This is a genomic window from Streptomyces sp. NRRL S-37 (assembly GCF_000721605.1).
Lineage (GTDB): Bacteria > Actinomycetota > Actinomycetes > Streptomycetales > Streptomycetaceae > Streptomyces.
This window is the reverse complement of the sequence record NZ_JOIZ01000016.1, coordinates 82,263-104,060: the sequence shown is the minus strand read 5'-3', so window position 1 is coordinate 104,060 and position 21,798 is coordinate 82,263. Positions and strand designations below refer to the sequence as shown.

Here is a 21,798-nt window from a genome sequence, read left to right as displayed (position 1 = left end):
GCGGGAGGCCGGGCGGACCACTGTGTGGCGATACCCACACCTCGAAGTGCCCCTGTTGTACGAACCCTCCTTGGCCCGGGCGGGTCGGGTAGGACAGGATCGGCTCTCATGAACCTGCTGAACACGCTGGTGGACAAGGGGCTTCGGCGTGAGACGCCGACCCGCGGGGAAGCTCTGGCCGTGCTGGCCACCTCCGACGACGACCTGCTCGATGTGGTGGCCGCGGCCGGGAAGGTGCGGCGGCACTGGTTCGGCCGGCGGGTGAAACTCAACTATCTCGTCAACCTCAAGTCCGGCCTGTGCCCGGAGGACTGCTCCTACTGCTCCCAGCGGCTCGGCTCCAAGGCCGACATCCTGAAGTACACCTGGCTCAAGCCGGACCAGGCGTCGCAGGCCGCCGCCGCCGGTCTCGCGGGCGGCGCCAAACGGGTGTGCCTGGTGGCCAGCGGCCGGGGTCCCACCGACCGTGACGTGGACCGGGTCTCCGACACCATCAGGGCCATCAAGGAGCAGAACGAGGGCGTGGAGGTGTGCGCCTGTCTCGGTCTGCTCTCCGACGGCCAGGCGGAGCGGCTGCGCGAGGCGGGCGCGGACGCCTACAACCACAACCTCAACACGTCCGAGTCGACGTACGGGGACATCACGACCACCCACACGTACGCCGACCGGGTGGACACGGTGCGCAAGGCGCACGCCGCCGGTCTGTCGGCCTGCTCGGGTCTGATCGCCGGCATGGGCGAGTCCGACGAGGACCTGGTCGACGTGGTCCTCTCGCTGCGGGAGCTGGACCCGGACTCGGTGCCGGTCAACTTCCTGATCCCGATGGAGGGCACGCCGCTCGCCGAGGAGTGGCACCTCACCCCGCAGCGGTGCCTGCGCATCCTGGCGATGACGCGGTTCGTCTGCCCGGACGTCGAGGTGCGGATCGCCGGCGGCCGTGAGGTGCACCTGCGCACGATGCAGCCGCTCGCGCTGCACCTGGCCAACTCGATCTTCCTCGGCGACTACCTCACCAGCGAGGGCCAGGCCGGCAAGGCGGACCTGGAGATGATCGCGGACGCCGGGTTCGAGGTGGAGGGCGCCGGTGAGGTGACGCTGCCCGAGCACCGCGCGGGCGGCGGCTGCGGCTCCCGCGAGGGCGGCGGCGCGTGCGGTCCGGCGACCGCGGACTCCCGCGGGAGTGCGTCCGGGGAACCCCGTACGGACCTGGTCGCCGTGCGCCGCCGGGGAGCCGGAACGGACCTCGCGCCCAATGCCTGAGCGGTCCGTCGCCGAGCTGCTGGAGCTCGACCGGCGGCATGTCTGGCACCCGTACGGGCCCATGCCGGGCCGTCAGGAACCGCTCGTCGTGGAGTCGGCGAGCGGGGTGCGGCTGAGACTCGCCGACGGCTCGGGCGAACTGGTCGACGGGATGTCGTCCTGGTGGTCGGCGATCCACGGCTACAACCACCCGGTGCTCAACGAGGCCGCGCGCGGGCAGCTGGAACGGATGAGCCATGTGATGTTCGGCGGGCTCACCCATGAGCCCGCCGTACGGCTGGCGAAGCTCCTTGTCGACATGGCGCCGGACGGTCTCGAGCATGTGTTCCTCGCCGACTCCGGGTCGGTGTCGGTCGAGGTCGCGGTGAAGATGTGCCTGCAGTACTGGCGCTCGCTGGGCCGGCCGGAGAAGCGGCGGCTGCTGACCTGGCGGGGCGGCTACCACGGCGACACCTGGCAGCCGATGTCGGTGTGCGACCCCGAGGGCGGGATGCACGAGCTGTGGTCCGGGGTGCTGCCGCGCCAGGTCTTCGCGGACGCACCGCCGGCCGGGTACGAGGAGGAGTACGCCGAGCACCTGCGGTCCATGGTCGAGCGGCACGCCGGCGAGCTGGCCGCGGTGATCGTGGAGCCGGTGGTGCAGGGCGCGGGCGGGATGCGGTTCCACTCCCCCGCGTACCTGCGGGTGCTGCGCGAGGCGTGCGACGCGCACGGCGTGCTGCTGGTGTTCGACGAGATCGCGACCGGGTTCGGGCGCACGGGCGCCCTGTTCGCGGCGGAGCACGCGGCGGTGACGCCGGATGTGATGTGTGTGGGCAAGGCGCTGACCGGCGGTTATCTGACCATGGCGGCGACGCTGTGCACCGCGCGGGTGGCCGAGGGCATCTCGCGCGGCGAGGTGCCGGTGCTGGCGCACGGGCCGACGTTCATGGGCAATCCGCTGGCGGCGGCCGTGGCCTGCGCCTCCGTCGAACTGCTGCTCGGCCAGGACTGGCGCGCGGAGGTCGGGCGGATCGAGGCGGGCCTGCGGGAGGGGCTGGCGCCGGCGGCCGGGCTGTCCGGGGTGCGGGACGTGCGGGTGCTCGGTGCCATCGGGGTGGTCCAGCTCGATCACGCCGTCGACCTGCGGGCGGCCACGGAGGCCGCCGTGCGCGAGGGCGTGTGGCTGCGGCCGTTCCGCGATCTGATCTACACCATGCCGCCGTACGTCACGGGTGACGCGGACGTGGCGCGGATCGCCCGCGCGGTGTGCGCGGCGGCGAAGGAGGGATGACATGCCGGTGATGGTGATCACGGGCACGGGCACCGAGGTCGGCAAGACGGTGGTGACGGCCGCCCTCGCCGCGACGGCGCTGGCGGCCGGCCGGTCGGTGGCGGTGCTGAAGGCGGCCCAGACGGGTGTGCTTCCGGCGGAGGCCGGGGACGCCGAGGAGGTCGCGCGGCTCGCCGGTGCGGTGACGACGGCCGAACTGGCCCGGTACCCGGATCCGCTGGCGCCGGCCACGGCGGCCCGCCGGGCCGGCCGGGCGCCGGTGCATCCGCACGAGGTCGCGGAGCGGGCCGCCAAGCTGGCCACGGAGCACGACCTGGTGCTGGTGGAGGGCGCGGGCGGGCTGCTCGTACGGTTCGACGCGGCCGGCGGGACGCTGGCGGATGCGGCGGCGCTGCTGGCCGCGCCGGTGCTGGTGGTGGCGTCGGCCGGGCTCGGCACCCTGAACGTGACGGAGCTGACGGCCCGTGAACTGCGCGGGCGGGGGCTGGACCTGGCGGGTGTGGTGATCGGCAGCTGGCCCGCCGAGCCGGACCTGGCCTCGCGGTGCAACCTGCTGGACCTGCCGGACGTGACCGGCGCCCCGCTGCTGGGCGCCGTGCCGGCCGGGGCGGGCGCGCTGGACCCCGCCGGGTTCCGGGCCTCGGCACCGCACTGGCTGGCGCCCCGGCTCGAGGGGACCTGGGACGCGGAGACGTTCCGGGTGCGCGAGGCGCCCTGACGGCGAGCGGGGGTGTGGATCGCCGGTTCGGGGGAGAATCGCCGTAGGCCCGTTCCGGGGAGGTCCTCATGCAGCTACGGTCCGGCCGGTCCATGAAGGTGGAACGGGACGCCGTGCACCATCCGGTGTTCGCGCGGTACTACGCCCGGCTCAGCGTCGCCGCCGAGACCCGCGCGGGGATGGCCGGGATACGGCGCGGACTGCTCGGCGGGCTGTCCGGCCGGGTGATCGAGATCGGCGCGGGCAACGGTCTGAACTTCGCGCACTACCCGGGCACCGTCTCGGAGATCGTCGCCATCGAACCGGAGCGCGGGCTGCGGGCACTGGCCGTGGAGGCCGCCCTGCGCGCCCAGGTGCCGGTGGACGTGGCGCCGGGCGCGGCGGAGGCGCTGCCGGTCAAGAGCGAGGCGTTCGACGCGGCGGTGCTCTCCCTGGTGCTGTGCAGCGTCCGGGACGTACCGCGGGCGCTCGCGGAGCTGCGGCGGGTGCTGCGGCCGGGCGGCGAGGTGCGGTTCTTCGAGCACGGCCGGGGCGGCGGCCCGGTCATGCGCCTCACCCAGCGGGCGCTGGACCGCACGGTGTGGCCGCCGCTGGCCGGCGGCTGCCATGTGGCGCGGGACCCGGTCGGCGCGCTGCGCCGGGCGGGGTTCGAGCTCGGCCCCTACCGGCGGGTGCTGATGCCGGACAAGGGACCGGCGCTGCCCACCTCGTACTGCGTCATGGGCACCGCGTGGCGGCCGGCGGGCGACGGGAGCTGATCACTCGCACCAGCGGCGCAGCTCGGCGGCGATGTCGTCCACGGTCGCCTCGCCGTCCTTGACCATGCGGGCCAGATCGCGCACCTGCTCCGGCGAGGTGACGACCTTCAGACCGCCGGCGACGAGATAGGCGTACGCGACGGCGGAGGCGAACAGGGCGTTGGAGCGCTCCAGCGCGGGGACGTGGATCAGCAGCTGGAGCAGCGAGGCGGCGCGGGCGTGCGGGCTGCCGTAGACGGGGACGTCGAATATCTCGGCCTCGTGGCGTGCGACGGCGGCGACGAGGGCGCCCCAGTCGGTGACCTGGGGGTCTCCCGGAGTCTGCCGCTCGGCGAGCATGAGCAGCCACGCGAGGTCGATGCGCAGGTCGTTCAACGGCTCAGTGTCGGCCTTCGCGCGTGCCTTCGCGCTCCTTGCCGAATTCCTCGGCGAAGACGCTCTCGTACTGCTTCATGAAGTCGGCGGCGGCCTCGACGAAGGCGCGGCCCGCCTCGCCGGTGTCCTGCCGGACCAGTTCCTCGATGTAGCGGTTCACGCTCATCCCGCGCGCCAGGGCACGTTCCCGTGCCGCGCGGGCGGTGCCCTCGTCCACGCGCACGTTCAGCTGGGTCTTCGCCATGCCTTGAAGCTAGCGCCGAGGTGCTAGCGGCGGCAAGTGCCGCGGCGGGGCCGGGGAACACGAAGAACGTGCCCCTTGCATCGGCATCGGGGACCTGCACCCACGGGGGATACCGGATGTGGGCCATATCACACTACCCTCGGCGCGACGAGCACGACCTGACGTCCACTCGGAGGCGGCCTTGTCCACACCTGCTGCGGAACACGCCCCGGGCCTCGCGTCGGCCGACGGGATCGCGGCCCGCGCCCGCGGTCTGACCAAGGCGTACGGCTCGGGCGAGACGACCGTGCTGGCCCTGGACTCGGTGGACGTGGACATCGCGCGCGGACGGTTCACCGCGGTCATGGGGCCGTCGGGGTCCGGGAAGTCCACGCTCATGCACTGTCTGGCAGGGCTCGACACCGTCTCCGCCGGACAGGTGTGGCTGGGAGACACCGAGATAACAGGGCTGAAGGACCGTGAGCTGACCCGGCTGCGGCGGGACCGGATCGGGTTCATGTTCCAGTCCTTCAACCTCATCCCGACGCTGAATGCGCGGGAGAACATCACCCTGCCCATGGACATCGCGGGCCAGAAGGCCGATGAGAAGTGGCTGGACCAGGTCATCGACACACTGGGGCTGCGGGACCGGCTCAAGCACCGGCCCGCGCAACTGTCGGGCGGTCAGCAGCAGCGCGTGGCCTGCGCGCGGGCGCTGGCCTCCCGCCCCGAGCTGATCTTCGCGGACGAGCCGACCGGCAACCTCGACTCCCGCGCGGGGCTCGAGGTGCTCGGCTTTCTGCGCGAGGCCGTGGACGCGCTCGGACAGACCGTCGTGATGGTCACGCACGACCCGGGCGCCGCCGCCCACTCCGATCTGGTGCTCTTCCTCGCGGACGGCCGGATCGTGGACGAGATGCGCCGGCCCACGGCGGAGTCGGTGCTGGAACGGATGAAGCGCTTCGACGTACTCCGCGCCCCCGCGGACACCCTCGGCCGCCCGTCCGAAGGACGTGTCCAGTAGCCCCGCGCGGGCGCGTTCCGCGTGGTGCGGAGCGGTCGGTATGAGGAGACGCGGCCGGGTGGTCCGCATCGTGGAATGCCGTGTCGCGCGGGAGCACACGTGCTGTGATCACCGCATGACCGAGCTGCGTGTACGGGCCGCGACGCCCGAGGATCTCGACACCGTGCTGGCCTTCTGGAAGGTGGCCGCCGAGGGCACGAGCATCAGTGACGACCGGGACGGCGTGGAGCGGCTGGTCGCCCGCGACCCCGAGGCGCTGATCCTCGCGGAGAGCGGCGGTGAGCTGGTCGGCACGGTGATCGCGGGCTTCGACGGCTGGCGGTGCCACCTCTACCGGCTGGCGGTGCGTCCGGACCACCGCCGCCGGGGCATCGCCTCCGCGCTGCTGACCGCCGCGGAGGAGCGGTTCGTACGGCTCGGCGGGCGCCGCGCGGACGCGATGGTGCTCGAGAACAACAGGACCGCCCATCATGCCTGGGGCTCCGCCGGGTATGCGCGGGAGGAACGCTGGCGGCGCTGGGTGAAGCCCCTCACCGGATGATCCACGGCCCGACAGCGCACCTTTGCCGATCCTTTACCCTTGTGGGGCCACTCGGTCCTCCATGAAAGGTTGTGTGCGTCCGCCCATGGGCGAGCCTCCCGATCCGCGACATCGCGCATCCGTTCCCGTCCTGTCCGACCATGGGACAGAGGTGACCCGATGACCGAAGTGCTCCTCCTCCTGGCGGCGATCCTGCTCTCGCTCGCCTGCGGCGCCTTCGTCGCGGCCGAGTTCTCCCTCACCACGGTCGAGCGGGCCGAGCTGGAGCGGGCCGTCGAGCGCGGCGAGCGGGGGGCCGCGGGCGCCCTCAAGGCCGTACGGAACCTGACCTTCCAGCTCTCCGGCGCGCAGCTCGGCATCACGGTCACCAACCTGGTGGTCGGCATGCTGGCCGAACCGTCGATCGCCGCGCTGATCGCGGGCCCGCTGGAGGACATCGGTGTCTCCGCCTCGGTGGCGAGCTCCCTCGCCCTGGTGATCGGCACGGCCCTGTCCACGGTGTTCCTGATGGTGGTCGGCGAGCTGGTGCCCAAGAACTGGGCGATCTCCTCGCCGCTGGCCGTCGCCAGACGGGTGGGCAACGCGCAGCGCTGGTTCAGCGCCGCCTTCCGCCCGTTCATCACCCACCTGAACAACACGGCCAACCGCATCGTGCGCCGCCTCGGCGTGGAGCCCGCCGAGGAGCTGGAGTCCGCGCGCGGACCGCAGGAACTCGCGGCGCTCGCCCGGCACTCCGCCCGGGAGGGCGCCCTGGAGCCGGACACCGCCGAGCTCTTCGTCCGCACGCTGAACCTCGCCGACCTCACCGCCGAGAACGTGATGACACCGCGCGTCCAGGTCATCGCGCTGGAGGTGCACGCCACATGTGAGGACGTGGCCAACGTGACCCGGGCGACCGGACTGTCCCGGTTCCCCGTCTACCGCGACACCCTCGACGCGGTCGTCGGCACCGCCCACGTCAAGGACGTACTGGCGCTGCCCGCGGAGCGCCGTGCCCAGGTGCCCGTGTCGGAGCTGATGCGCGAGCCGCTGCTGGTCCCCGGATCGCTCACCGTCGACCGTCTCCTCGACCGGCTCTCCGGGCGGCGCACCATGGCCGTGGTGATCGACGAGTACGGCGGCACGGCCGGTGTGGCCACGCTGGAGGACATCGTCGAGGAGGTCGTCGGCGAGGTCCGCGACGAGCACGACCCGCACGAGACCCCCGATCTGGCCCGGGCCGGCACCGACGAGAGCGGGCGCGCCCTGTTCTCGGCCGACGGCTTCGCGCGGGTGGACCAGCTCGCCCGGGTCGGAACGGCGGACGGCGGAACGGCGGACGGCGGAACGGCGGACGGCGGAACGGCGGACGGCGGAACGGCGGACGGCGGAACGGCGGACGGCGGAACAGCGGACGGCGGAACGGCGGACGGCGGAACAGCGGACGGCGGAACGGCGGACGGCCGGGACCACGGATGACAGGGGGGCACGGCGATGACCGTCGTACAGCTGCTGATCGGTCTGGCGACGCTGGTCGTCAACGCCTTCTTCGTCGGTGCCGAGTTCGCGCTGATCTCGGTCCGCCGCAGCCAGATCGAGCCGTACGCCGACCAGGGCGACCGGCGCGCGAAGAGCGTGCTGTGGGGTCTGGAGCACGTGTCCGCGCTGATGGCGGCCGCGCAGCTCGGCATCACCCTGTGCACGCTGGTCCTCGGCGTCGTCGCCGAGCCGGCCATCGCGCATCTGCTGGAGCCGGTGTTCCACGCGGTGGGTGTCCCGGAGGGCGCGGGGCACGCGGTGTCGTTCGTGATCGCGCTGACGCTCGCGACGTATCTGCACATGCTGCTCGGCGAGATGGTGCCGAAGAACATCGCGCTCGCCGAACCGGTGCGCAGCGCCCTGATGCTGGGTCCGCCGCTGGTGGCGCTGTCCCGCGCGCTGCGCCCGGTGATCTTCGCGGTCAACGCGTTCGCCAACGCGCTGTTGAAGCTGATGCGGGTCGAGACCCGGGACGAGGTCGCCGCGTCCTTCTCGGACTCCGAGCTGGCGCAGATCGTGAAGGACTCCGGCGAGGCGGGCCTCATCGACGACCGCGCGCGCGAGCGGCTGCACGACGCGCTGGAGCTGGGCCGGCGGCCGGTGCGGGACGTGGTGATGCCGCTGGAGCGCGTCGTCTACGCGAGCGTGGGGGTCACCCCGGAGGGGCTGGAGCGGCTGTCGGCGGAGTTCGGGTTCTCCCGCTTCCCGGTGGTGGACGAGCAGCGGCGGATCGTCGGCTATCTGCACGTGAAGGACGCCCTCGACGCCTCGCCGCGGGACCTGCCGTTCCGGCTGGGCGACATGCGGCCCATCGCGCGGGTGCGGGAGAGCACGCCGATGGACGACGTCCTCACCGCCATGCGGGGCAGCCGCACGCATCTGGCGGCCGTCCTCGGGGCCGACGGGCGGCTGGCCGGGCTGGTGACCATGGAGGACGTGCTGCAGGAGCTGTTCGGGCAGCGGGCCTGAGCCGGGGGGAGGGCGACCGACCGGCGGGTATGTGCCGCGGGATACCATCTGTGTCGCCATGCAGACTGATCCCACTCCTCCCTACAGCAGCCTCGTCGCCCTCGGCGACTCCTTCACCGAGGGCATGTCGGACCTCCTCCCCGACGGCACCTACCGGGGCTGGGCCGACCTCCTCGCCGCGCGGATGGCGGCCGTCACGCCCGGTTTCCGGTACGCCAACCTCGCGGTGCGCGGCAAGCTGATCCAGCAGATCGTCGACGAGCAGGTCGAGGCCGCCGCCGCCATGCGGGCCGACGTCGTCACCCTGGTCGGCGGGCTCAACGACACCCTGCGGCCCAAGTGCGACATGGGGAGGGTGCGGGACCTGCTGACGGAGGCCGTGGAGCGGCTGGCGCCGCACTGCGGGCAGCTGGTGCTGATGCGCAGCCCCGGCCGTCAGGGTCCGGTCCTGGAGCGCTTCCGCCCGCGTATGGAGGCGCTGTTCGAGTGCGTCGACGAGCTCGCCGGGAAGCACGGCGCACTGGTCGTCGACCTGTACGGGGCGCCGTCGCTCGCCGACCCCCGGCTGTGGGACGTGGACCGGCTGCACCTGACCGCGGACGGGCACCGCAGGGTCGCGGAGGCGGTCTGGCAGACGCTGGGCCACGCACCGGAGGACCCCGAGTGGCATCTGCCCCCGGAGGCGACGCTGCCGCCGCGCTGGGTGGCCCGTCGGGTCGCGGACGCCCGGTTCGCGCGGCAGCACCTGCTGCCGTGGATCGGCCGCCGTCTCACCGGCCGCTCCTCGGGCGACGGCCTGCCGCCGAAGCGGCCCGAGCTGCTGCCGTACGAGGGCCGGTAGCGCCTCCTTGTGCTTTCCTCCAGGCCACCCGGTGGCGCCGGCCTGCAGGAATCGCCAGTAGACTCCGGATACGTGACTGCTGCGCCCGCCAAGCCCCGTATCCCGAACGTCCTCGCCGGACGCTACGCCTCCGCCGAGCTCGCCACGCTCTGGTCGCCCGAGCAGAAGGTGAGGCTGGAGCGGCAGCTCTGGCTCGCCGTGCTGCGGGCCCAGAAGGACCTCGGGATCGAGGTGCCCGACACGGCGATCGCCGACTACGAGCGGGTCCTCGACACCGTGGACCTGGCCTCGATCGCCGAGCGCGAGAAGGTCACCCGGCATGACGTGAAGGCGCGGATCGAGGAGTTCAACGACCTCGCCGGGCACGAGCACGTGCACAAGGGGATGACCTCCCGCGATCTCACCGAGAACGTCGAGCAGCTGCAGATCCGGCTCTCGCTGGAGCTGATGCGCGACCGTACGGTGGCCGTGCTGGCGCGCCTGGGCAAGCTGGCCGGCGAGTACGGCGAGCTGGTCATGGCCGGCCGCTCGCACAACGTGGCCGCGCAGGCCACCACCCTCGGCAAGCGGTTCGCCACCGCCGCCGACGAGCTGCTCGTCGCGTACGGCCGGGTGGAGGAGCTGCTGGGCCGCTACCCGCTGCGCGGCGTCAAGGGCCCGGTCGGCACCGCGCAGGACATGCTGGACCTGCTCGGCGGCGACGCGGGCAAGCTCGCGGAGCTGGAGCGGCGGATCGCCGGGCACCTGGGCTTCTCGCAGGCGTTCACCAGCGTCGGCCAGGTCTACCCGCGCTCGCTGGACTACGAGGTCGTCACCGCGCTGGTGCAGCTCGCCGCCGCGCCGTCGTCGCTGGCGAAGACGATCCGGCTGATGGCCGGGCACGAGCTGGTGACCGAGGGCTTCAAGCCGGGCCAGGTCGGCTCGTCCGCGATGCCGCACAAGATGAACACCCGCTCCTGCGAGCGCGTCAACGGCCTGATGGTCATCCTGCGCGGCTACGCCTCGATGACCGGCGAGCTGGCCGGCGACCAGTGGAACGAGGGCGACGTGTCGTGCTCGGTGGTGCGCCGGGTCGCCCTGCCGGACGCGTTCTTCGCGCTGGACGGGCTGCTGGAGACGTTCCTGACGGTGCTCGACGAGTTCGGTGCCTTCCCGGCGGTCGTCGCCCGCGAGCTGGACCGCTACCTGCCGTTCCTCGCCACCACCAAGGTGCTGATGGGCGCCGTGCGCGCGGGCGTCGGCCGCGAGGTCGCGCACGAGGCCATCAAGGAGAACGCCGTCTCCACCGCGCTCGCCATGCGGGAGCAGGGGGCCGAGCGCAACGACCTCCTCGACAAGCTCGCCGCCGACGAGCGGCTGCCGCTCGGCCGCGCGGAGCTGGAGGCGCTGATGGCGGACAAGCTGTCCTTCACCGGCGCCGCGGGCGACCAGGTCGCCACCGTGGTCGCCCGCGTCGACGAGCTCGTCAAGCGGCACCCGGAGGCCGCCGGCTACACCCCCGGAGCGATCCTCTGACGCGCTTCACCCGGGAGGAGCTGGAGGCCGCCCGCGACCGTCTCGTACCGGACGTGATCGCGGACGGCCTGCGCGTGCTGTTCTGCGGCATCAACCCCGGTCTGACGACGGCCGCGACCGGCCACCACTTCGCCCGCCCCGGCAACCGCTTCTGGCCGGCGCTGCACCGCTCCGGCTTCACGCCCCGGCTGCTGCGGCCGTCCGAGCAGCGGGAACTGCTGTCGTACGGTCTCGGGATCACGAACGTGGTGGCGCGGGCGACCGCGCGGGCCGACGAGCTGAGCGCCGAGGAGTACCGGGAGGGCGGACGGCTGCTCGCCCTGAAGGTGGCCCGGCTGCGGCCGCGATGGCTGGCCGTGCTCGGGGTCACCGCGTACCGCGCGGCGTTCGACGACCGGAAAGCCCGGGTCGGGCCGCAGGAACGGACCATCGGCGACACCCGCGTGTGGGTGCTGCCCAATCCCAGCGGTCTGAACGCGCACTGGACGCCGGCGACGCTGGCGGAGGAGTTCGCCCGGCTGCGGGAGGCCGCGGCCGGGCGGTGACGGCCGGTGGCCGGGGCGGGGGTGTTTCCGACGTCCGGCGGGCCGTACTCCGCCGGGAAGAGGCGGAAGCGCAGCTCGTCGATGCGGGCGATGTGCCGGGCGATGTCCACCGGTCCGGTGAACCCGTCGGCACGGGCGGGCGGCGGGGCGCCGGCGGCTTCCGGTCAGGCGTCGCGGCGGCGCAGGCTCCACGCCCCGGCCGCCAGTGCGGCGGCCGTCCACAGCGCGGTGACCGCCAGTCCCGGCCAGGGGCCCAGCGTTCCGTCGTGGGTCTCGTACAGGACCACCTGTCCGGCCCGGTCGGGCAGGAAGTCGGCGACGGTGCCGGCCGCGTCCCCGATCACGAAGGACACGACGAGGATGAAGGGGATCAGCACGGACAGCGTGGCCGCTCCGCTGCGCAGCAGGGTCGCGAGGCCCGCGGCGAACAGGGCCATCAGCGTGAGGTAGACGGCGCAGCCCACGACGCCCCTGATCTGCTCGGCCGGGGTGAGGCCGCTCGCCGCCTCACCGAGCCCCGCCCGGGCCACGAGGAGAGCGGCCAGGGCGGTCAGCAGGCTCACGGCCAGCGTGGGGACGGCGATCGCCGTGGCCTTCGCGGCGAACCAGCGTCCGCGCCGCGGGACCGCGGCCAGTGAGAGCCGCAGGGCGCCGTTGTGGTACTCCGCCGCTACGGCCATGGCGCCGAAGGAGATGGCGGCGATCTGCCCCGGTGCGACACCGGACAGGGCCATGAACAGCGGGTCGAACTCGGGATCCGACGTCTCGGAGACCCCGGCGATCGCGGAGAACGCCGTGGTCGCGGCGAACAGCGCGAACAGGGCTCCGGGGAGCGAGCGGACGGTGCGGATCTTCAGCCACTCGGCGCGGAGCACGGGTGCGAACTGCATGGGTCAGGCCTCCTGGGGCTGTGCGGCGAACTCGGTCTCGGCGGCGGTCAGATCCAGATAGGCCTGTTCCAGCGTGCCCTCGTCCGCGGTGAGTTCGAGGATCGGCACCCCGGCGGCGGAGGCGAGGCGTCCGATGTCGTCCACGCGCGCGTCCGGCACGGTCCAGTGGCCGTCCGGATGCTCCACGGCGTCGTGACCGTGCCCGGCGAGGACGCTCTTGAGGGCGGTGGGGTCGGAGGTGCGGACGCGGACGGCGGGGCGCACGCGCGCGTCGATGAACTCCCGCATCGGGGTGTCGGCGAGGAGCCGGCCCCGTCCGAGGACGACGAGGTGGTCGGCGAAGGAGGCGGTCTCGTTCATCAGATGGCTGGAGACCAGGACGGTCCGCCCCTCGTCCGCGAGCCGGCGCAGCAGGGTGCGGATCCACACGATGCCTTCCGGGTCGAGGCCGTTGGAGGGTTCGTCGAGCATGATCACCTCCGGGTCGCCGAGCAGCGCGGCGGCGATGCCCAGCCGCTGGCGCATCCCCAGGGAGTAGGTCCGCACCCGACGGCGTGCCACCGGGCCCAGGCCGGTCTCCTCCAGCGCCTCGTCGACCCGGCGGTCCGGGATGCGGTGGCTCGCCGCCAGGACGCGCAGATGGTCGCGGCCGGTGCGGGAGCCGTGGGCGGCCTGCGCGTCGAGCAGGGCTCCGACCTGGCGCAGGGGTTCCTCGAAGGTGGTGTAGGCGCGGCCTCCGATGGTGGCGGAGCCGGACGTGGGGTGGTCGAGGCCGAGCACCAGGCGCATGGTGGTGGACTTGCCGGCGCCGTTGGGGCCGAGGAAGCCGGTGACGCGGCCGGGCAGGACGCGGAAGGTGAGGTGGTCGACGGCTCGCCGGGTGCCGTACTCCTTGGTGAGGTCCTGGACGTCGATGCTGGTCATGGCAGCAGCGTGACGGCTCGTACGGGGTCGGGGCCTCCCCCGCCGGTGGAGATCGTCTCCCCCGGGCGGGGGAGGTCTCCTGTCAGCGGCGGCTGGCACGATGACGGAATGGTCCGCTTGCTGCGCCCGTTCGGCCGGGCGGTGACGTACACACGGTCGCTGCATCTGTTCATCGCGATCGTGTGGCCGTCGATGTGGCTGTTCCTCGAGGAGGCGTGGTGGACCTGGGTGGCGGCGGCCCTGGTGCTCCTGCCCGTCGGGCTGGTGCCCGCGATGCGCACCGTGGAGGGGCTGCAGGCCAGGCTGCTGCTGACCGGTCAGCGGCACGACAGCGACAGCGCCGGCATCGTCGTCGCGCCGTCCGCCTCCTGGGGCGACCGGGGCAGGCTCGTCGTATGGCTTCAGGCGCGGCTGCTGATCGGCTGCGCCACCTCCGTGTTCACCGCGAACCTGCTCATGGCCGCGGTGGACCTGGTGGTGGCGTTCGGCGGGGACACGGCCTCCGGCGAGCCGTTCCTCCTCGAAGGCCACAGTTGGTGGCACGTCCTCCTGCTGCCTCCGGTGCTGGTGGTCCTGGCGGCGACCACGGTCGGCTCGGGCCGGCTGATCACGGCGCTGGCCCGCCGTCTGCTCGGCCCCTCCCCCGCCGAGCGGCTGGCCGCCCTGGAGGAACGCACCGAGCAGCTCCTGGAGCGCACCCGTATCGCCCGGGAACTCCACGACTCCATCGGTCACGCCCTGACCGTGGCCGTCGTGCAGGCGGGCGCCGCCCGCGCGGCCGGTGATCCCGCCTTCACCGAGCGGGCGCTGGACGCCATCGAGGAGACCGGCCGGGCCGCCCTGGAGGACCTGGAGCGGGTCCTCGGCGTCCTGCGCGAGTCCGGAAGACCGGCAGGCGGCCGCCCTGCCCTCACGGACGCCGACCGGCTGCTGGAGTCCGCGCGGGCTTCCGGCGCGGAGGTCGACGTCGCCGTGACCGGGCCCCTGGACACCGTGCCCGGGCCGGTCTCCCGCGAGGGGTACCGCATCCTCCAGGAGTCCCTGACCAATGTGCTGCGGCACGCGGGCGCCGTCCCCGTGCGGGTCCGTATCGCGGTCGACGACGGCTCGCTCGGCCTGGAGGTCCGCAATCCGCTCACCGGGGCGGTGCCCGGGCCCGGCCGGGGCAGCGGTCTGCGCGGCATACGCGAGCGCGCGGCGCTGCTGGGCGGGCGGGCGCACACCGGTCCCGACCGGGGCGACTGGCGGGTGCGGGTGGAGCTGCCGTTGCGCTGATCTACGCTGGCCGCATGCCGGTCACCGTTCTGCTCGTCGACGACGAACCCCTCGTACGCGCGGGTCTGCGGGCCGTGCTGGAGGCGCAGCCGGACATCGAGGTCGTCGGGGAGGCCGCCGACGGGGCGGCGGTGATCCCGCTGGTGCGGCGACTGCGGCCGGACGTGGTCGCCATGGACGTGCGCATGCCGCTGCTGGACGGGATCGAGGCCACGCGGGCGCTGCTGCGGACGGTCGACGCGCCGCCGAAGATCCTCGTCGTGACGACGTTCGAGAACGACGAGTACGTGTACGGGGCGCTGCGCGCGGGCGCCGACGGGTTCCTGCTGAAGCGGGCACGGCCGGCGGAGATCGTGCACGCGGTGCGGCTGGTCGCCGAGGGCGAGTCGCTGCTGTTCCCCGCCTCGGTGCGCCGGCTCGCGGCCGAATACGCCGACGGTGACGGCAACCGCGCGGCGCGCGACGTGCTGGAGCGGGCGCGGCTGACCGACCGTGAGGGGGAGGTGCTGCGGCTGATGGCGCGGGGCCTGACGAACGCGGAGATCGCCACGCGGCTGGTGGTGGGCACGGAGACCGTGAAGTCCCATGTGAGCGCCGTGCTGGCGAAGCTGGGGGTGCGGGACCGGACCCAGGCGGTGATCGCGGCCTACGAGTCGGGCTTCGTGGCACCGGGCTGAAACCGCGTCCGCGGGGGCGGCCGTGCCCGGAGGTCGCCGGGGCCTGCGGTGCCGAGTACGATCCGCCCAACACGCGCACGAGCTGGGAGGACGGACGGTGGGTCGGCTGACCGGCGGGGACCCCTCGCTGCTGCGGAGGATCAACTCCGCGGTGGTGCTGCACGCGTTGCGGGCCACGGACTGCGCGACGCTGACCGAGGTGACCCGGGTGACGGGCCTGTCCCGGCCGACCGTCGAGGGCGTCGTGGAGGGGCTCATCGAGGCGGGTCTCGTCGTGGAGACGGCGGCCGAGGAGGGGGCTGCGCGGCGGCAGGGGCGGCCGGCGCGGCGGTTCCGGTTCCGGGCGGAGGCCGGGCATCTGCTCGGCCTGGAGATCGGCGCGCACCGGGTGGCCGCGCTGCTGGCCGATCTGGACGGCAAGGTGATCGGCGCGCAGGCGCGGGACGTCGACGAGACGGTCGACGCCGACGAGCGGCTGGAGCGGATCGGCACGGCCGTTGCGGAGCTGCTGCGGCGGGCCGGTGTCCCGCGCGGCTCGCTGCGGGCCGTGGGCGTGGGTACGCCGGGGATCGTGGAGGCGGACGGTACGGTCCGGCTGGGCACGGCGCTGCCCGGCTGGACGGGCCTCGGCCTCGGCGAGCGGCTGAGCCGGTCCTTCAAGTGTCCGGTGCTGGTGGAGAACGACGCCAACGCGGCGGTCGTCGCCGAGCACTGGAAGGGCGCCGCCCGGGAGACCGACGACGTGGTGTTCGTACTGGCCGGGCTGAGTCCGGGCGCCGGCTCGCTGATCGGCGGGCGGCTGCACCGGGGGTACGGCGGGGCGGCCGGCGAGATCGGCGCGCTGCATCTGCTGGGACGGGAGGCGACCCCCGAGACCTTGCTGTCCACCACGGACGAGCCGCTGCACCCGCTCGACGAGCAGGCGGTCGCCGAGGTCTTCGCCCAGGCCCGCGAGGGCGACCAGCGGGCGCTGGCGGCCATGGACCGGTTCATCCGCCGGCTCGTCCACGACGTGGCGGCGCTGGTGCTGGCCCTCGACCCTGAGCTGGTGGTGATCGGCGGCTGGGCGGCCGGCCTGGACGGTGTCCTGGAGCCGCTGCGCCGCGAACTGGCCCGCTACTGCCTGCGTCCGCCGAAGGTCACGCTGTCCCACCTCGGTGAGGCGGCGGTCGCCACGGGTGCGGTGCGCCTGGCTCTCGACCATGTGGAGGAACAACTCTTCGCGGTGGAGGGCACGGTGACGGCCCGCCGGTAGCGGGCACGTCGTATCGGCGCCCGGCGCCCCGGCTCCCGCCGCACTCCGCGCCCCGGCTCCCGCCGCGTCCCCGCCGCACTCCGCGGGCAGTCTCCCGCCGCACTCCGCGGGCAGTCGTGCCGCAGGGCGATGGGGGTCCCCCCGCTCGAGCGAAGCCGAGAGTGGGGGAGGGTGGGCGCGACGGCACCTCGCTGACGCCGGGCTGCGTGACACCCCCCGCTCAATGGACACCCCGGTGACTGCTGGGCCGGGGGCGGGTCTGCGCTCGCCCCGCTGGAGGGGTGCAGCTGCGCCCACCCGTGCCGCCCTGGGGGTACCTCCCAGGCCCTTAAGGCACTGGGGGAGGCACGACTGCCCGCAGCTGCGGCGGTGGCCGCCCTCGGCTGCGGCGGTGTGGCTGACCGCAGCCACGGGATGGTTACGGGGAGGTCAGGACGCGTGGCGTTCCGGGCCGTGGTGGATCTCGACGCCGCCCGAGTCGCCGAAGGTGAGGCGGCAGGTGTCCGCGCGGTACGTGGCCACGGAGAGCGCGGCGGTGCGGCCTCGGGCGATGAAGCGGGTGGTGACGACGAGGACGGGCGCGCCGGGCAGGCGGTCCAGTTCGCGCGCGTCGTCGGCGCGGGCGGAGCCGAGCTCCACCGCGTTCTCCTGCCGCTCCAGCTCCAGGCGCTGCAGTTCCCGCAGTACCGCACGCGCGCGTGCGGTGCCGGACGGCGCGTCGATGCCGGACAGGTCCGGTACCGAGTCCGCCGGGATGTAGAGGAGTTCGGCGGCGACGGGCTGGCCGTGGGAGACACGGGAGCGCCGCACGACGTGCACGGGCTCGTCGCGGCCGGTCACCAGCGTCTCGGCGACGGCGGCGGGCGGCACCTCGGGCGCGCAGTCGAGGGTCTGCCAGGCGTCGTGCGGTCCGCCGGGCCAGGCGTGCTGTGCCGTGCCGACGGACACGCCCATGCGCGGCGGGGCGACCGTCGTGCCCACGCCGCGGCGGCGCTGCAGCCGGCCTTCGAGTTCGAGCTGTTCCAGGGCCTGCCGGAGCGTGGCGCGGGCGACGCCGAAGCGAGCGGCGAGGTCGCGCTCGTTGGGCAGGACCTCGCCCACGGAGAACTCCGAGTCCAGCGCCTCACTGAGCACGGTCCTGAGGTGCCAGTACTTCGGTTCCGGCACCGTTTCCAGCTGCGTGGTCCCCACCCTGTCCTCCACGATCGCCGTGTCCGGCCGCGTTTTAGCGCCCTTGTTTATTAAAGGTTGTTTCACTTATCTGCGACCATAAGGCGCCTCTCACCCTTGGTCAATACCAATCGGGCACGACGACGGGCCCCGTCGCGACGGGGGCTCCGGCGCGGGGGCTCCTACCGGACCTCGGCGAGCGGACGCAGCTTGTCGGGATTGCGGATGACGTACACCGTCCGGACGCGCCCGTCGGCGACGTCGAGCTGGACGACGGAGTCGGGCTTGCCGGCGGACAGGACGAGCACCGCGGGTCCGCCGTTGAGCTCCAGGAAGCGGAAGGAGAGGTCCGGCACGCCCTTGCGGGCGACGCCGAGGAGGAAGCGCCCCACGTGGTCGGCGCTCTCCAGGACCCGCAGCGGGGCGCGCGACCTGCCGCCGCTGTCGCCGACCAGGCGCGCGTCGGGGGCGAGGAGTTCCAGCAGGCCCGCCAGGTCGCCGTCGGCCGCCGCGGCCAGGAAGCGTTCGGTGAGGTCGCGGCGCTCGGCGGGGTCGACCTCGTAGCGCGGACGGCGCTCCTCGACGTGTCTGCGGGCGCGGCCGGCGAGTTGGCGTACGGCCGGTTCGCCGCGGTCGAGCATGGCCGCGATGTCGGCGTACGGGTAGCCGAACGCCTCCCGGAGCACGAACACCGCGCGTTCCAGGGGCGACAGGGACTCCATGACGACGAGGACGGCGAGGGAGACGGAGTCGGCGAGGACGGCCCGCTCGGCGGCGTCCGGGACGGTGTCGCCGAAGTCGGTGACGTAGGGCTCGGGAAGCCACGGGCCGACGTACGTCTCGCCGTGCGCCTTGATCTGGCGCAGCCGGTCGATGGCGAGGCGGGTGGTGACGCGTACCAGGTAGCCGCGCGGTTCGCGCACCTCGGCCCGGTCACCGCCCGACCAGCGCAGCCACGCGTCCTGCACCACGTCCTCCGCGTCGGCCACCCGGCCCAGCATGCGGTAGGCGACTCCCAGGAGGACGGGGCGGTGTTCCTCGAAGACGTCGGTCACGGTGTCGGTGGTCACGGCACCATCCCAGCCGACCCGCGCGGCCGTGTCCAGGCGGCACCGGCCGGCGGCCGGCGGGACACGCCGACCGTGGGGCTACCCGTCGGTAGTAATTGCTGACAAGCTGTCTACGACGCCGGGCGGCGTCCCTTTCCGCGAGTCCCAGACGAGGAGCACCCTCATGTCCGCGACCGTCTCCTTCGAGGTCACCTCTCCCCTCGGCCCGCAGCCGGTGACCCTGTCCTACGCGCGCGTGGGCCGCGGCGAACCACTGCTCCTGCTGCACGGCATCGGTCATCACCGCCAGGCCTGGGACCCGGTGGTGGACATCCTGGCGACCGAGCGCGAGGTGACCGCCGTGGACCTGCCCGGCTTCGGCGCCTCCCCGTCGCTGCCCGGCGGCCTCGCCCACGACCTGCCGACCATGAACGCCGCCCTAGGCGCCCTGTGCGAGAAACTGGAGCTCGGCCGGCCGCATGTCGCGGGCAACTCGCTCGGCGGCCTGCTGGCCCTGGAACTCGGCCGGGAACGGCTCGTACGGTCCGTCACCGCCCTGTCCCCGGCGGGCTTCTGGACGCAGGCCGAGCGGCGGTACGCCTTCGGCGTGCTGACCGCCATGCGGCGGATCGCGGAGCGGATGCCGCTTCCGCTGGTCGAGCGCCTCGCCCGCTCCGCGGCCGGCCGGGCGGCGCTGACCAGCACCATCTACGCCCGTCCCGGGCGGCGTTCCCCCGAGGCCGTGGTCGCCGAGACGCTCGCGCTCGCCGGGGCCACCGGTTTCGCCGAGACCCTCCGCGCGGGCACCGCCGTACGGTTCACCGACGACGTGCCCGGCATCCCGGTGACCGTCGCCTGGGGCTCCCGGGACCGGCTGCTGATCCCCCGCCAGGGCGTCCGCGCCAAGCGGATCATCCCCCGGGCCCGGCTGGTCCGGCTGCCCGGCTGCGGTCACGTCCCGATGAACGACGACCCGGCGCTGGTCGCGCGCGTCATCCTCGACGGCAGCCGCTGAGGACGGACCGTACGACGCCGGCCCCGTTTCCGGAACGCCCGGTGCGGTCCTGTCCTGGCGGCACCGCGGACCGGCCTCGAAGGGCCCGCCGCCTCCGTGAGACCGCGCGCCGCGCGAGGCGGTGCGGCTCGCCCCGGGGACCCGGCTGCCGTCGAACCGTGACCCGGCCGGCCGCCGCCCGGCAGGGGCCCGCTCCCCCGCCCGTGCGAGTTGTTCACCCGGTGTTCGCGTGCGGGCCGCGCCGTCCGCGTAGGTGTGGTCGCGCACACTGGCCGGATCCCGTCCCTGGAGGCGCATCCCATGTCACACCGTCCGCTCCCCGGCCGCCGCGCCGTGCTGCGCGGCTCGCTCGCGGCCTCGGCGGCCCTGACCCTGCCCACCGCGCTCGGCGCGGCGCCCGCCTTCGCCCTCTCCGGGCGCCCACGGGCCGAATGGGGCGTGCAGACCGGCGACGTCACCCGTGACTCGGGGCTGGTGTGGGTACGCTCCGACCGTCCGGCGCGGATGATCGTCGAGACGTCGGCGACCGAGTCGTTCCGCCGCCCGCACAGATGGCACGGTCCGCTGCTCGGCCCGGGCACCGACTTCACCGGTACGACCCGGCTGCACGGGCTGCCGTCCGGCGAGCAGATCCACTACCGGGTGCTGCTCGCCGACCCCGACGACCCGCGCCGCACCGGTGAGCCGGTCACCGGCACGTTCCGCACGGTCGCCGCCCGGCGCCGGGACGGTGTGCGGTTCCTGTGGTCGGGCGACCTGGCGGGGCAGGGCTGGGGCATCAATCCCGACGTCGGCGGCTACCGCATCTTCGACGCGATGGCCCGGCTCGACCCCGACTTCTTCCTGTTCAGCGGCGACACCATCTACGCCGACGGACCCCTCTCCGCGACCGCCGCCCTGCCGGACGGCGGCGTCTGGCGGAACCTCACCACCGAGGAGAAGGCCAAGGTCGCCGAGACCCTGGCCGAGTTCCGGGGCAACTTCCGCTACAACCTGCTGGACGAGAACCTGCGCCGGTTCAACGCCCAGGTGCCGTCCATCGTGCAGTGGGACGACCACGAGGTGCGCAACAACTGGTACCCGGGCCAGCGGATCGCCGACACGGACGCCCGGTACACGGAGAAGAGCGTCGACGTGCTGGCCGCCCGGGCGCGGCGCGCGTTCGGCGAGTACTTCCCGATGTCCACGCTGCGGCCGGGTGCCCGGGAGGGCCGGGTGTACCGGGTGCTGCGGCAGGGGCCGCTGCTCGACGTGTTCGTGCTGGACATGCGGACGTACCGCAACGCCAACTCCTCCGGTGACCAGACCGTGGACCCGCAGGGCATCCTCGGGCGGGAGCAGCTGGAGTGGCTCAAGCGGGAGCTGTCGCGGTCGCGGGCGGTGTGGAAGGTGATCGCCGCCGACATGCCGATCGGTCTCGTCGTGCCCGACACGACCGAGGGCAGGCAGAACGTGGAGGCGGTGGCCCAGGGCGACCCGGGGGCGCCGCTGGGGCGGGAGTTGCAGATCGCGGAGCTGCTGCGGTTCGTCAAGCACCGGCGGATCACCGGTACGGTGTGGCTGACGGCCGACGTGCACCACACCTCGGCACAGCATTACCAGCCCTCGCGGGCCGCTTTCGACGACTTCGAGCCGTTCTGGGAGTTCGTCTCCGGTCCGCTGAACGCGGGCGCCTTCCCGGCCAGCGCGCTCGACGGCACCTTCGGCCCCGAGCGGGTGTGGGTGAAGGCGCCGAGCGCCTCGAACGTCTCGCCCATCGGCGGTTACCAGTTCTTCGGCGAGGTCGACATCGACGGCGACAGCGGCGAGTTGACGGTGCGGATGCGGGAGCAGGACGGCACCGTGCTGTTCACGAAGACGCTGCGGCCGGGCCTGGTCGGCCAGTAACTTCGGTCGGCAACTCAACAAAACGGTCAGAAGCGCGCTTTACCCATCAGTCACAGTACGTTCGTGATCACGAAACACGGTTCCTTCACAGTGGCT

The 21,798-nt window shown here is 73.5% G+C and carries 22 protein-coding genes; 16 read left to right on the top strand and 6 right to left on the bottom strand.

The features are described 5' to 3' along the window. Positions 1–108: 108 nt before the first annotated feature. From bioB to IH50_RS0123030, 4 genes are all read left to right on the top strand, one after another. Positions 109–1,260, top strand: a complete 1,152-nt coding sequence (bioB, locus tag IH50_RS0123045; protein WP_030865446.1) for a biotin synthase BioB — start codon at positions 109–111, stop codon at positions 1,258–1,260. Further along, positions 1,253–2,533, top strand: coding sequence for an adenosylmethionine--8-amino-7-oxononanoate transaminase (locus IH50_RS0123040; protein WP_030865444.1), 1,281 nt, complete (start codon positions 1,253–1,255; stop codon positions 2,531–2,533). Before bioB ends, IH50_RS0123040 begins: the two co-directional genes overlap by 8 nt. A 1-nt stretch (position 2,534) precedes the next feature. Beyond that, positions 2,535–3,251, top strand: a complete 717-nt coding sequence (gene bioD, locus IH50_RS0123035; RefSeq protein WP_030865442.1) for a dethiobiotin synthase — start codon at positions 2,535–2,537, stop codon at positions 3,249–3,251. Positions 3,252–3,319: 68 nt separating this feature from the next. Beyond that, entirely contained in the window at positions 3,320–4,009 is a 690-nt protein-coding gene (locus IH50_RS0123030) for a class I SAM-dependent methyltransferase (RefSeq protein ID WP_030865440.1), read from the top strand. Here the strand turns inward: IH50_RS0123030 and IH50_RS0123025 are convergent, their stop codons facing one another. Both IH50_RS0123025 and IH50_RS0123020 read right to left on the bottom strand, forming a co-directional pair. Beyond that, the gene (locus IH50_RS0123025) at positions 4,010–4,384 is read right to left on the bottom strand and encodes a hypothetical protein (protein WP_030865438.1); all 375 of its coding nucleotides are present in this window, start codon (positions 4,382–4,384) and stop codon (positions 4,010–4,012) included. Positions 4,385–4,388: 4 nt separating this feature from the next. Beyond that, positions 4,389–4,628, bottom strand: a complete 240-nt coding sequence (locus IH50_RS0123020; RefSeq protein WP_030865436.1) for a hypothetical protein — start codon at positions 4,626–4,628, stop codon at positions 4,389–4,391. Between the two features lie 181 nt (positions 4,629–4,809). Between IH50_RS0123020 and IH50_RS0123015 the strand changes: the two genes are divergently transcribed. The 7 genes from IH50_RS0123015 to mug all read left to right on the top strand — a co-directional run bounded on the left by IH50_RS0123015 (position 4,810) and on the right by mug (position 11,560). After that, positions 4,810–5,631 (top strand): ABC transporter ATP-binding protein, encoded by an 822-nt coding sequence (locus tag IH50_RS0123015; protein WP_030865435.1) that lies wholly within the window; start codon positions 4,810–4,812, stop codon positions 5,629–5,631. Between the two features lie 115 nt (positions 5,632–5,746). After that, positions 5,747–6,172: a GNAT family N-acetyltransferase gene (locus tag IH50_RS0123010; RefSeq protein ID WP_030865433.1), complete on the top strand. Its 426-nt coding sequence runs from the start codon at positions 5,747–5,749 to the stop codon at positions 6,170–6,172. Between the two features lie 159 nt (positions 6,173–6,331). Continuing rightward, positions 6,332–7,630 carry a hemolysin family protein gene (locus IH50_RS0123005; RefSeq protein WP_234328226.1) on the top strand — a complete coding sequence of 433 codons (1,299 nt, stop codon included), beginning with the start codon at positions 6,332–6,334 and terminating at the stop codon, positions 7,628–7,630. A 15-nt stretch (positions 7,631–7,645) separates the two neighbouring features. Beyond that, positions 7,646–8,659, top strand: a complete 1,014-nt coding sequence (locus IH50_RS0123000; protein ID WP_030865426.1) for a hemolysin family protein — start codon at positions 7,646–7,648, stop codon at positions 8,657–8,659. Positions 8,660–8,717: 58 nt separating this feature from the next. After that, positions 8,718–9,500 carry an SGNH/GDSL hydrolase family protein gene (locus IH50_RS0122995; RefSeq protein WP_030865423.1) on the top strand — a complete coding sequence of 261 codons (783 nt, stop codon included), beginning with the start codon at positions 8,718–8,720 and terminating at the stop codon, positions 9,498–9,500. A gap of 72 nt (positions 9,501–9,572) precedes the next feature. Beyond that, positions 9,573–11,015, top strand: a complete 1,443-nt coding sequence (gene purB, locus IH50_RS0122990; RefSeq protein WP_030865421.1) for an adenylosuccinate lyase — start codon at positions 9,573–9,575, stop codon at positions 11,013–11,015. Beyond that, positions 11,012–11,560 carry a G/U mismatch-specific DNA glycosylase gene (gene mug, locus IH50_RS0122985; protein WP_063759502.1) on the top strand — a complete coding sequence of 183 codons (549 nt, stop codon included), beginning with the start codon at positions 11,012–11,014 and terminating at the stop codon, positions 11,558–11,560. Before purB ends, mug begins: the two co-directional genes overlap by 4 nt. Positions 11,561–11,724: 164 nt before the next feature. On the opposite strand, the gene IH50_RS0122980 is transcribed toward mug, so the two are convergent. After that, positions 11,725–12,450, bottom strand: a complete 726-nt coding sequence (locus tag IH50_RS0122980; protein WP_030865415.1) for an ABC transporter permease — start codon at positions 12,448–12,450, stop codon at positions 11,725–11,727. Between the two features lie 3 nt (positions 12,451–12,453). Then, positions 12,454–13,374, bottom strand: a complete 921-nt coding sequence (locus IH50_RS0122975; RefSeq protein WP_030865413.1) for an ABC transporter ATP-binding protein — start codon at positions 13,372–13,374, stop codon at positions 12,454–12,456. 108 nt (positions 13,375–13,482) lie between these two features. On the opposite strand from IH50_RS0122975, the gene IH50_RS0122970 reads away from it, so the two are divergent. The 3 genes from IH50_RS0122970 to IH50_RS0122960 all read left to right on the top strand — a co-directional run bounded on the left by IH50_RS0122970 (position 13,483) and on the right by IH50_RS0122960 (position 16,581). Beyond that, the gene (locus IH50_RS0122970; protein WP_030865411.1) at positions 13,483–14,649 is read left to right on the top strand and encodes a sensor histidine kinase; all 1,167 of its coding nucleotides are present in this window, start codon (positions 13,483–13,485) and stop codon (positions 14,647–14,649) included. 14 nt (positions 14,650–14,663) lie between these two features. Then, positions 14,664–15,326 carry a response regulator transcription factor gene (locus IH50_RS0122965; RefSeq protein ID WP_030865409.1) on the top strand — a complete coding sequence of 221 codons (663 nt, stop codon included), beginning with the start codon at positions 14,664–14,666 and terminating at the stop codon, positions 15,324–15,326. A 97-nt stretch (positions 15,327–15,423) separates the two neighbouring features. After that, entirely contained in the window at positions 15,424–16,581 is a 1,158-nt protein-coding gene (locus IH50_RS0122960) for an ROK family transcriptional regulator (RefSeq protein WP_030865407.1), read from the top strand. 429 nt (positions 16,582–17,010) lie between these two features. On the opposite strand, the gene IH50_RS0122955 is transcribed toward IH50_RS0122960, so the two are convergent. Together IH50_RS0122955 and IH50_RS0122950 are read right to left on the bottom strand one after the other, a co-directional pair. Then, positions 17,011–17,772 carry a GntR family transcriptional regulator gene (locus tag IH50_RS0122955; protein ID WP_030865405.1) on the bottom strand — a complete coding sequence of 254 codons (762 nt, stop codon included), beginning with the start codon at positions 17,770–17,772 and terminating at the stop codon, positions 17,011–17,013. Positions 17,773–17,933: 161 nt separating this feature from the next. Then, positions 17,934–18,821, bottom strand: coding sequence for an RNA polymerase sigma-70 factor (locus tag IH50_RS0122950; protein ID WP_030865402.1), 888 nt, complete (start codon positions 18,819–18,821; stop codon positions 17,934–17,936). 163 nt (positions 18,822–18,984) lie between these two features. On the opposite strand from IH50_RS0122950, the gene IH50_RS0122945 reads away from it, so the two are divergent. Together IH50_RS0122945 and IH50_RS0122940 are read left to right on the top strand one after the other, a co-directional pair. Continuing rightward, entirely contained in the window at positions 18,985–19,815 is an 831-nt protein-coding gene (locus IH50_RS0122945) for an alpha/beta fold hydrolase (RefSeq protein WP_030865400.1), read from the top strand. Between the two features lie 300 nt (positions 19,816–20,115). Next, positions 20,116–21,702: an alkaline phosphatase D family protein gene (locus IH50_RS0122940; protein WP_030865398.1), complete on the top strand. Its 1,587-nt coding sequence runs from the start codon at positions 20,116–20,118 to the stop codon at positions 21,700–21,702. Positions 21,703–21,798: the final 96 nt, after the last annotated feature.

Bases quoted from the DNA above. Each gene is read 5' to 3' on its own strand.
- bioB (WP_030865446.1), top strand. From the start codon at position 109: ATGAACCTGCTGAACACGCTGGTGGACAAGGGGCTTCGGCGTGAGACG.
- IH50_RS0123040 (WP_030865444.1), top strand. From the start codon at position 1,253: ATGCCTGAGCGGTCCGTCGCCGAGCTGCTGGAGCTCGACCGGCGGCAT.
- bioD (WP_030865442.1), top strand. From the start codon at position 2,535: ATGCCGGTGATGGTGATCACGGGCACGGGCACCGAGGTCGGCAAGACG.
- IH50_RS0123030 (WP_030865440.1), top strand. From the start codon at position 3,320: ATGCAGCTACGGTCCGGCCGGTCCATGAAGGTGGAACGGGACGCCGTG.
- IH50_RS0123020 (WP_030865436.1), bottom strand. From the start codon at position 4,628: ATGGCGAAGACCCAGCTGAACGTGCGCGTGGACGAGGGCACCGCCCGC.
- IH50_RS0123010 (WP_030865433.1), top strand. From the start codon at position 5,747: ATGACCGAGCTGCGTGTACGGGCCGCGACGCCCGAGGATCTCGACACC.
- IH50_RS0123005 (WP_234328226.1), top strand. From the start codon at position 6,332: ATGACCGAAGTGCTCCTCCTCCTGGCGGCGATCCTGCTCTCGCTCGCC.
- IH50_RS0123000 (WP_030865426.1), top strand. From the start codon at position 7,646: ATGACCGTCGTACAGCTGCTGATCGGTCTGGCGACGCTGGTCGTCAAC.
- IH50_RS0122995 (WP_030865423.1), top strand. From the start codon at position 8,718: ATGCAGACTGATCCCACTCCTCCCTACAGCAGCCTCGTCGCCCTCGGC.
- IH50_RS0122980 (WP_030865415.1), bottom strand. From the start codon at position 12,450: ATGCAGTTCGCACCCGTGCTCCGCGCCGAGTGGCTGAAGATCCGCACC.
- IH50_RS0122975 (WP_030865413.1), bottom strand. From the start codon at position 13,374: ATGACCAGCATCGACGTCCAGGACCTCACCAAGGAGTACGGCACCCGG.
- IH50_RS0122970 (WP_030865411.1), top strand. From the start codon at position 13,483: ATGGTCCGCTTGCTGCGCCCGTTCGGCCGGGCGGTGACGTACACACGG.
- IH50_RS0122965 (WP_030865409.1), top strand. From the start codon at position 14,664: ATGCCGGTCACCGTTCTGCTCGTCGACGACGAACCCCTCGTACGCGCG.
- IH50_RS0122945 (WP_030865400.1), top strand. From the start codon at position 18,985: ATGTCCGCGACCGTCTCCTTCGAGGTCACCTCTCCCCTCGGCCCGCAG.
- IH50_RS0122940 (WP_030865398.1), top strand. From the start codon at position 20,116: ATGTCACACCGTCCGCTCCCCGGCCGCCGCGCCGTGCTGCGCGGCTCG.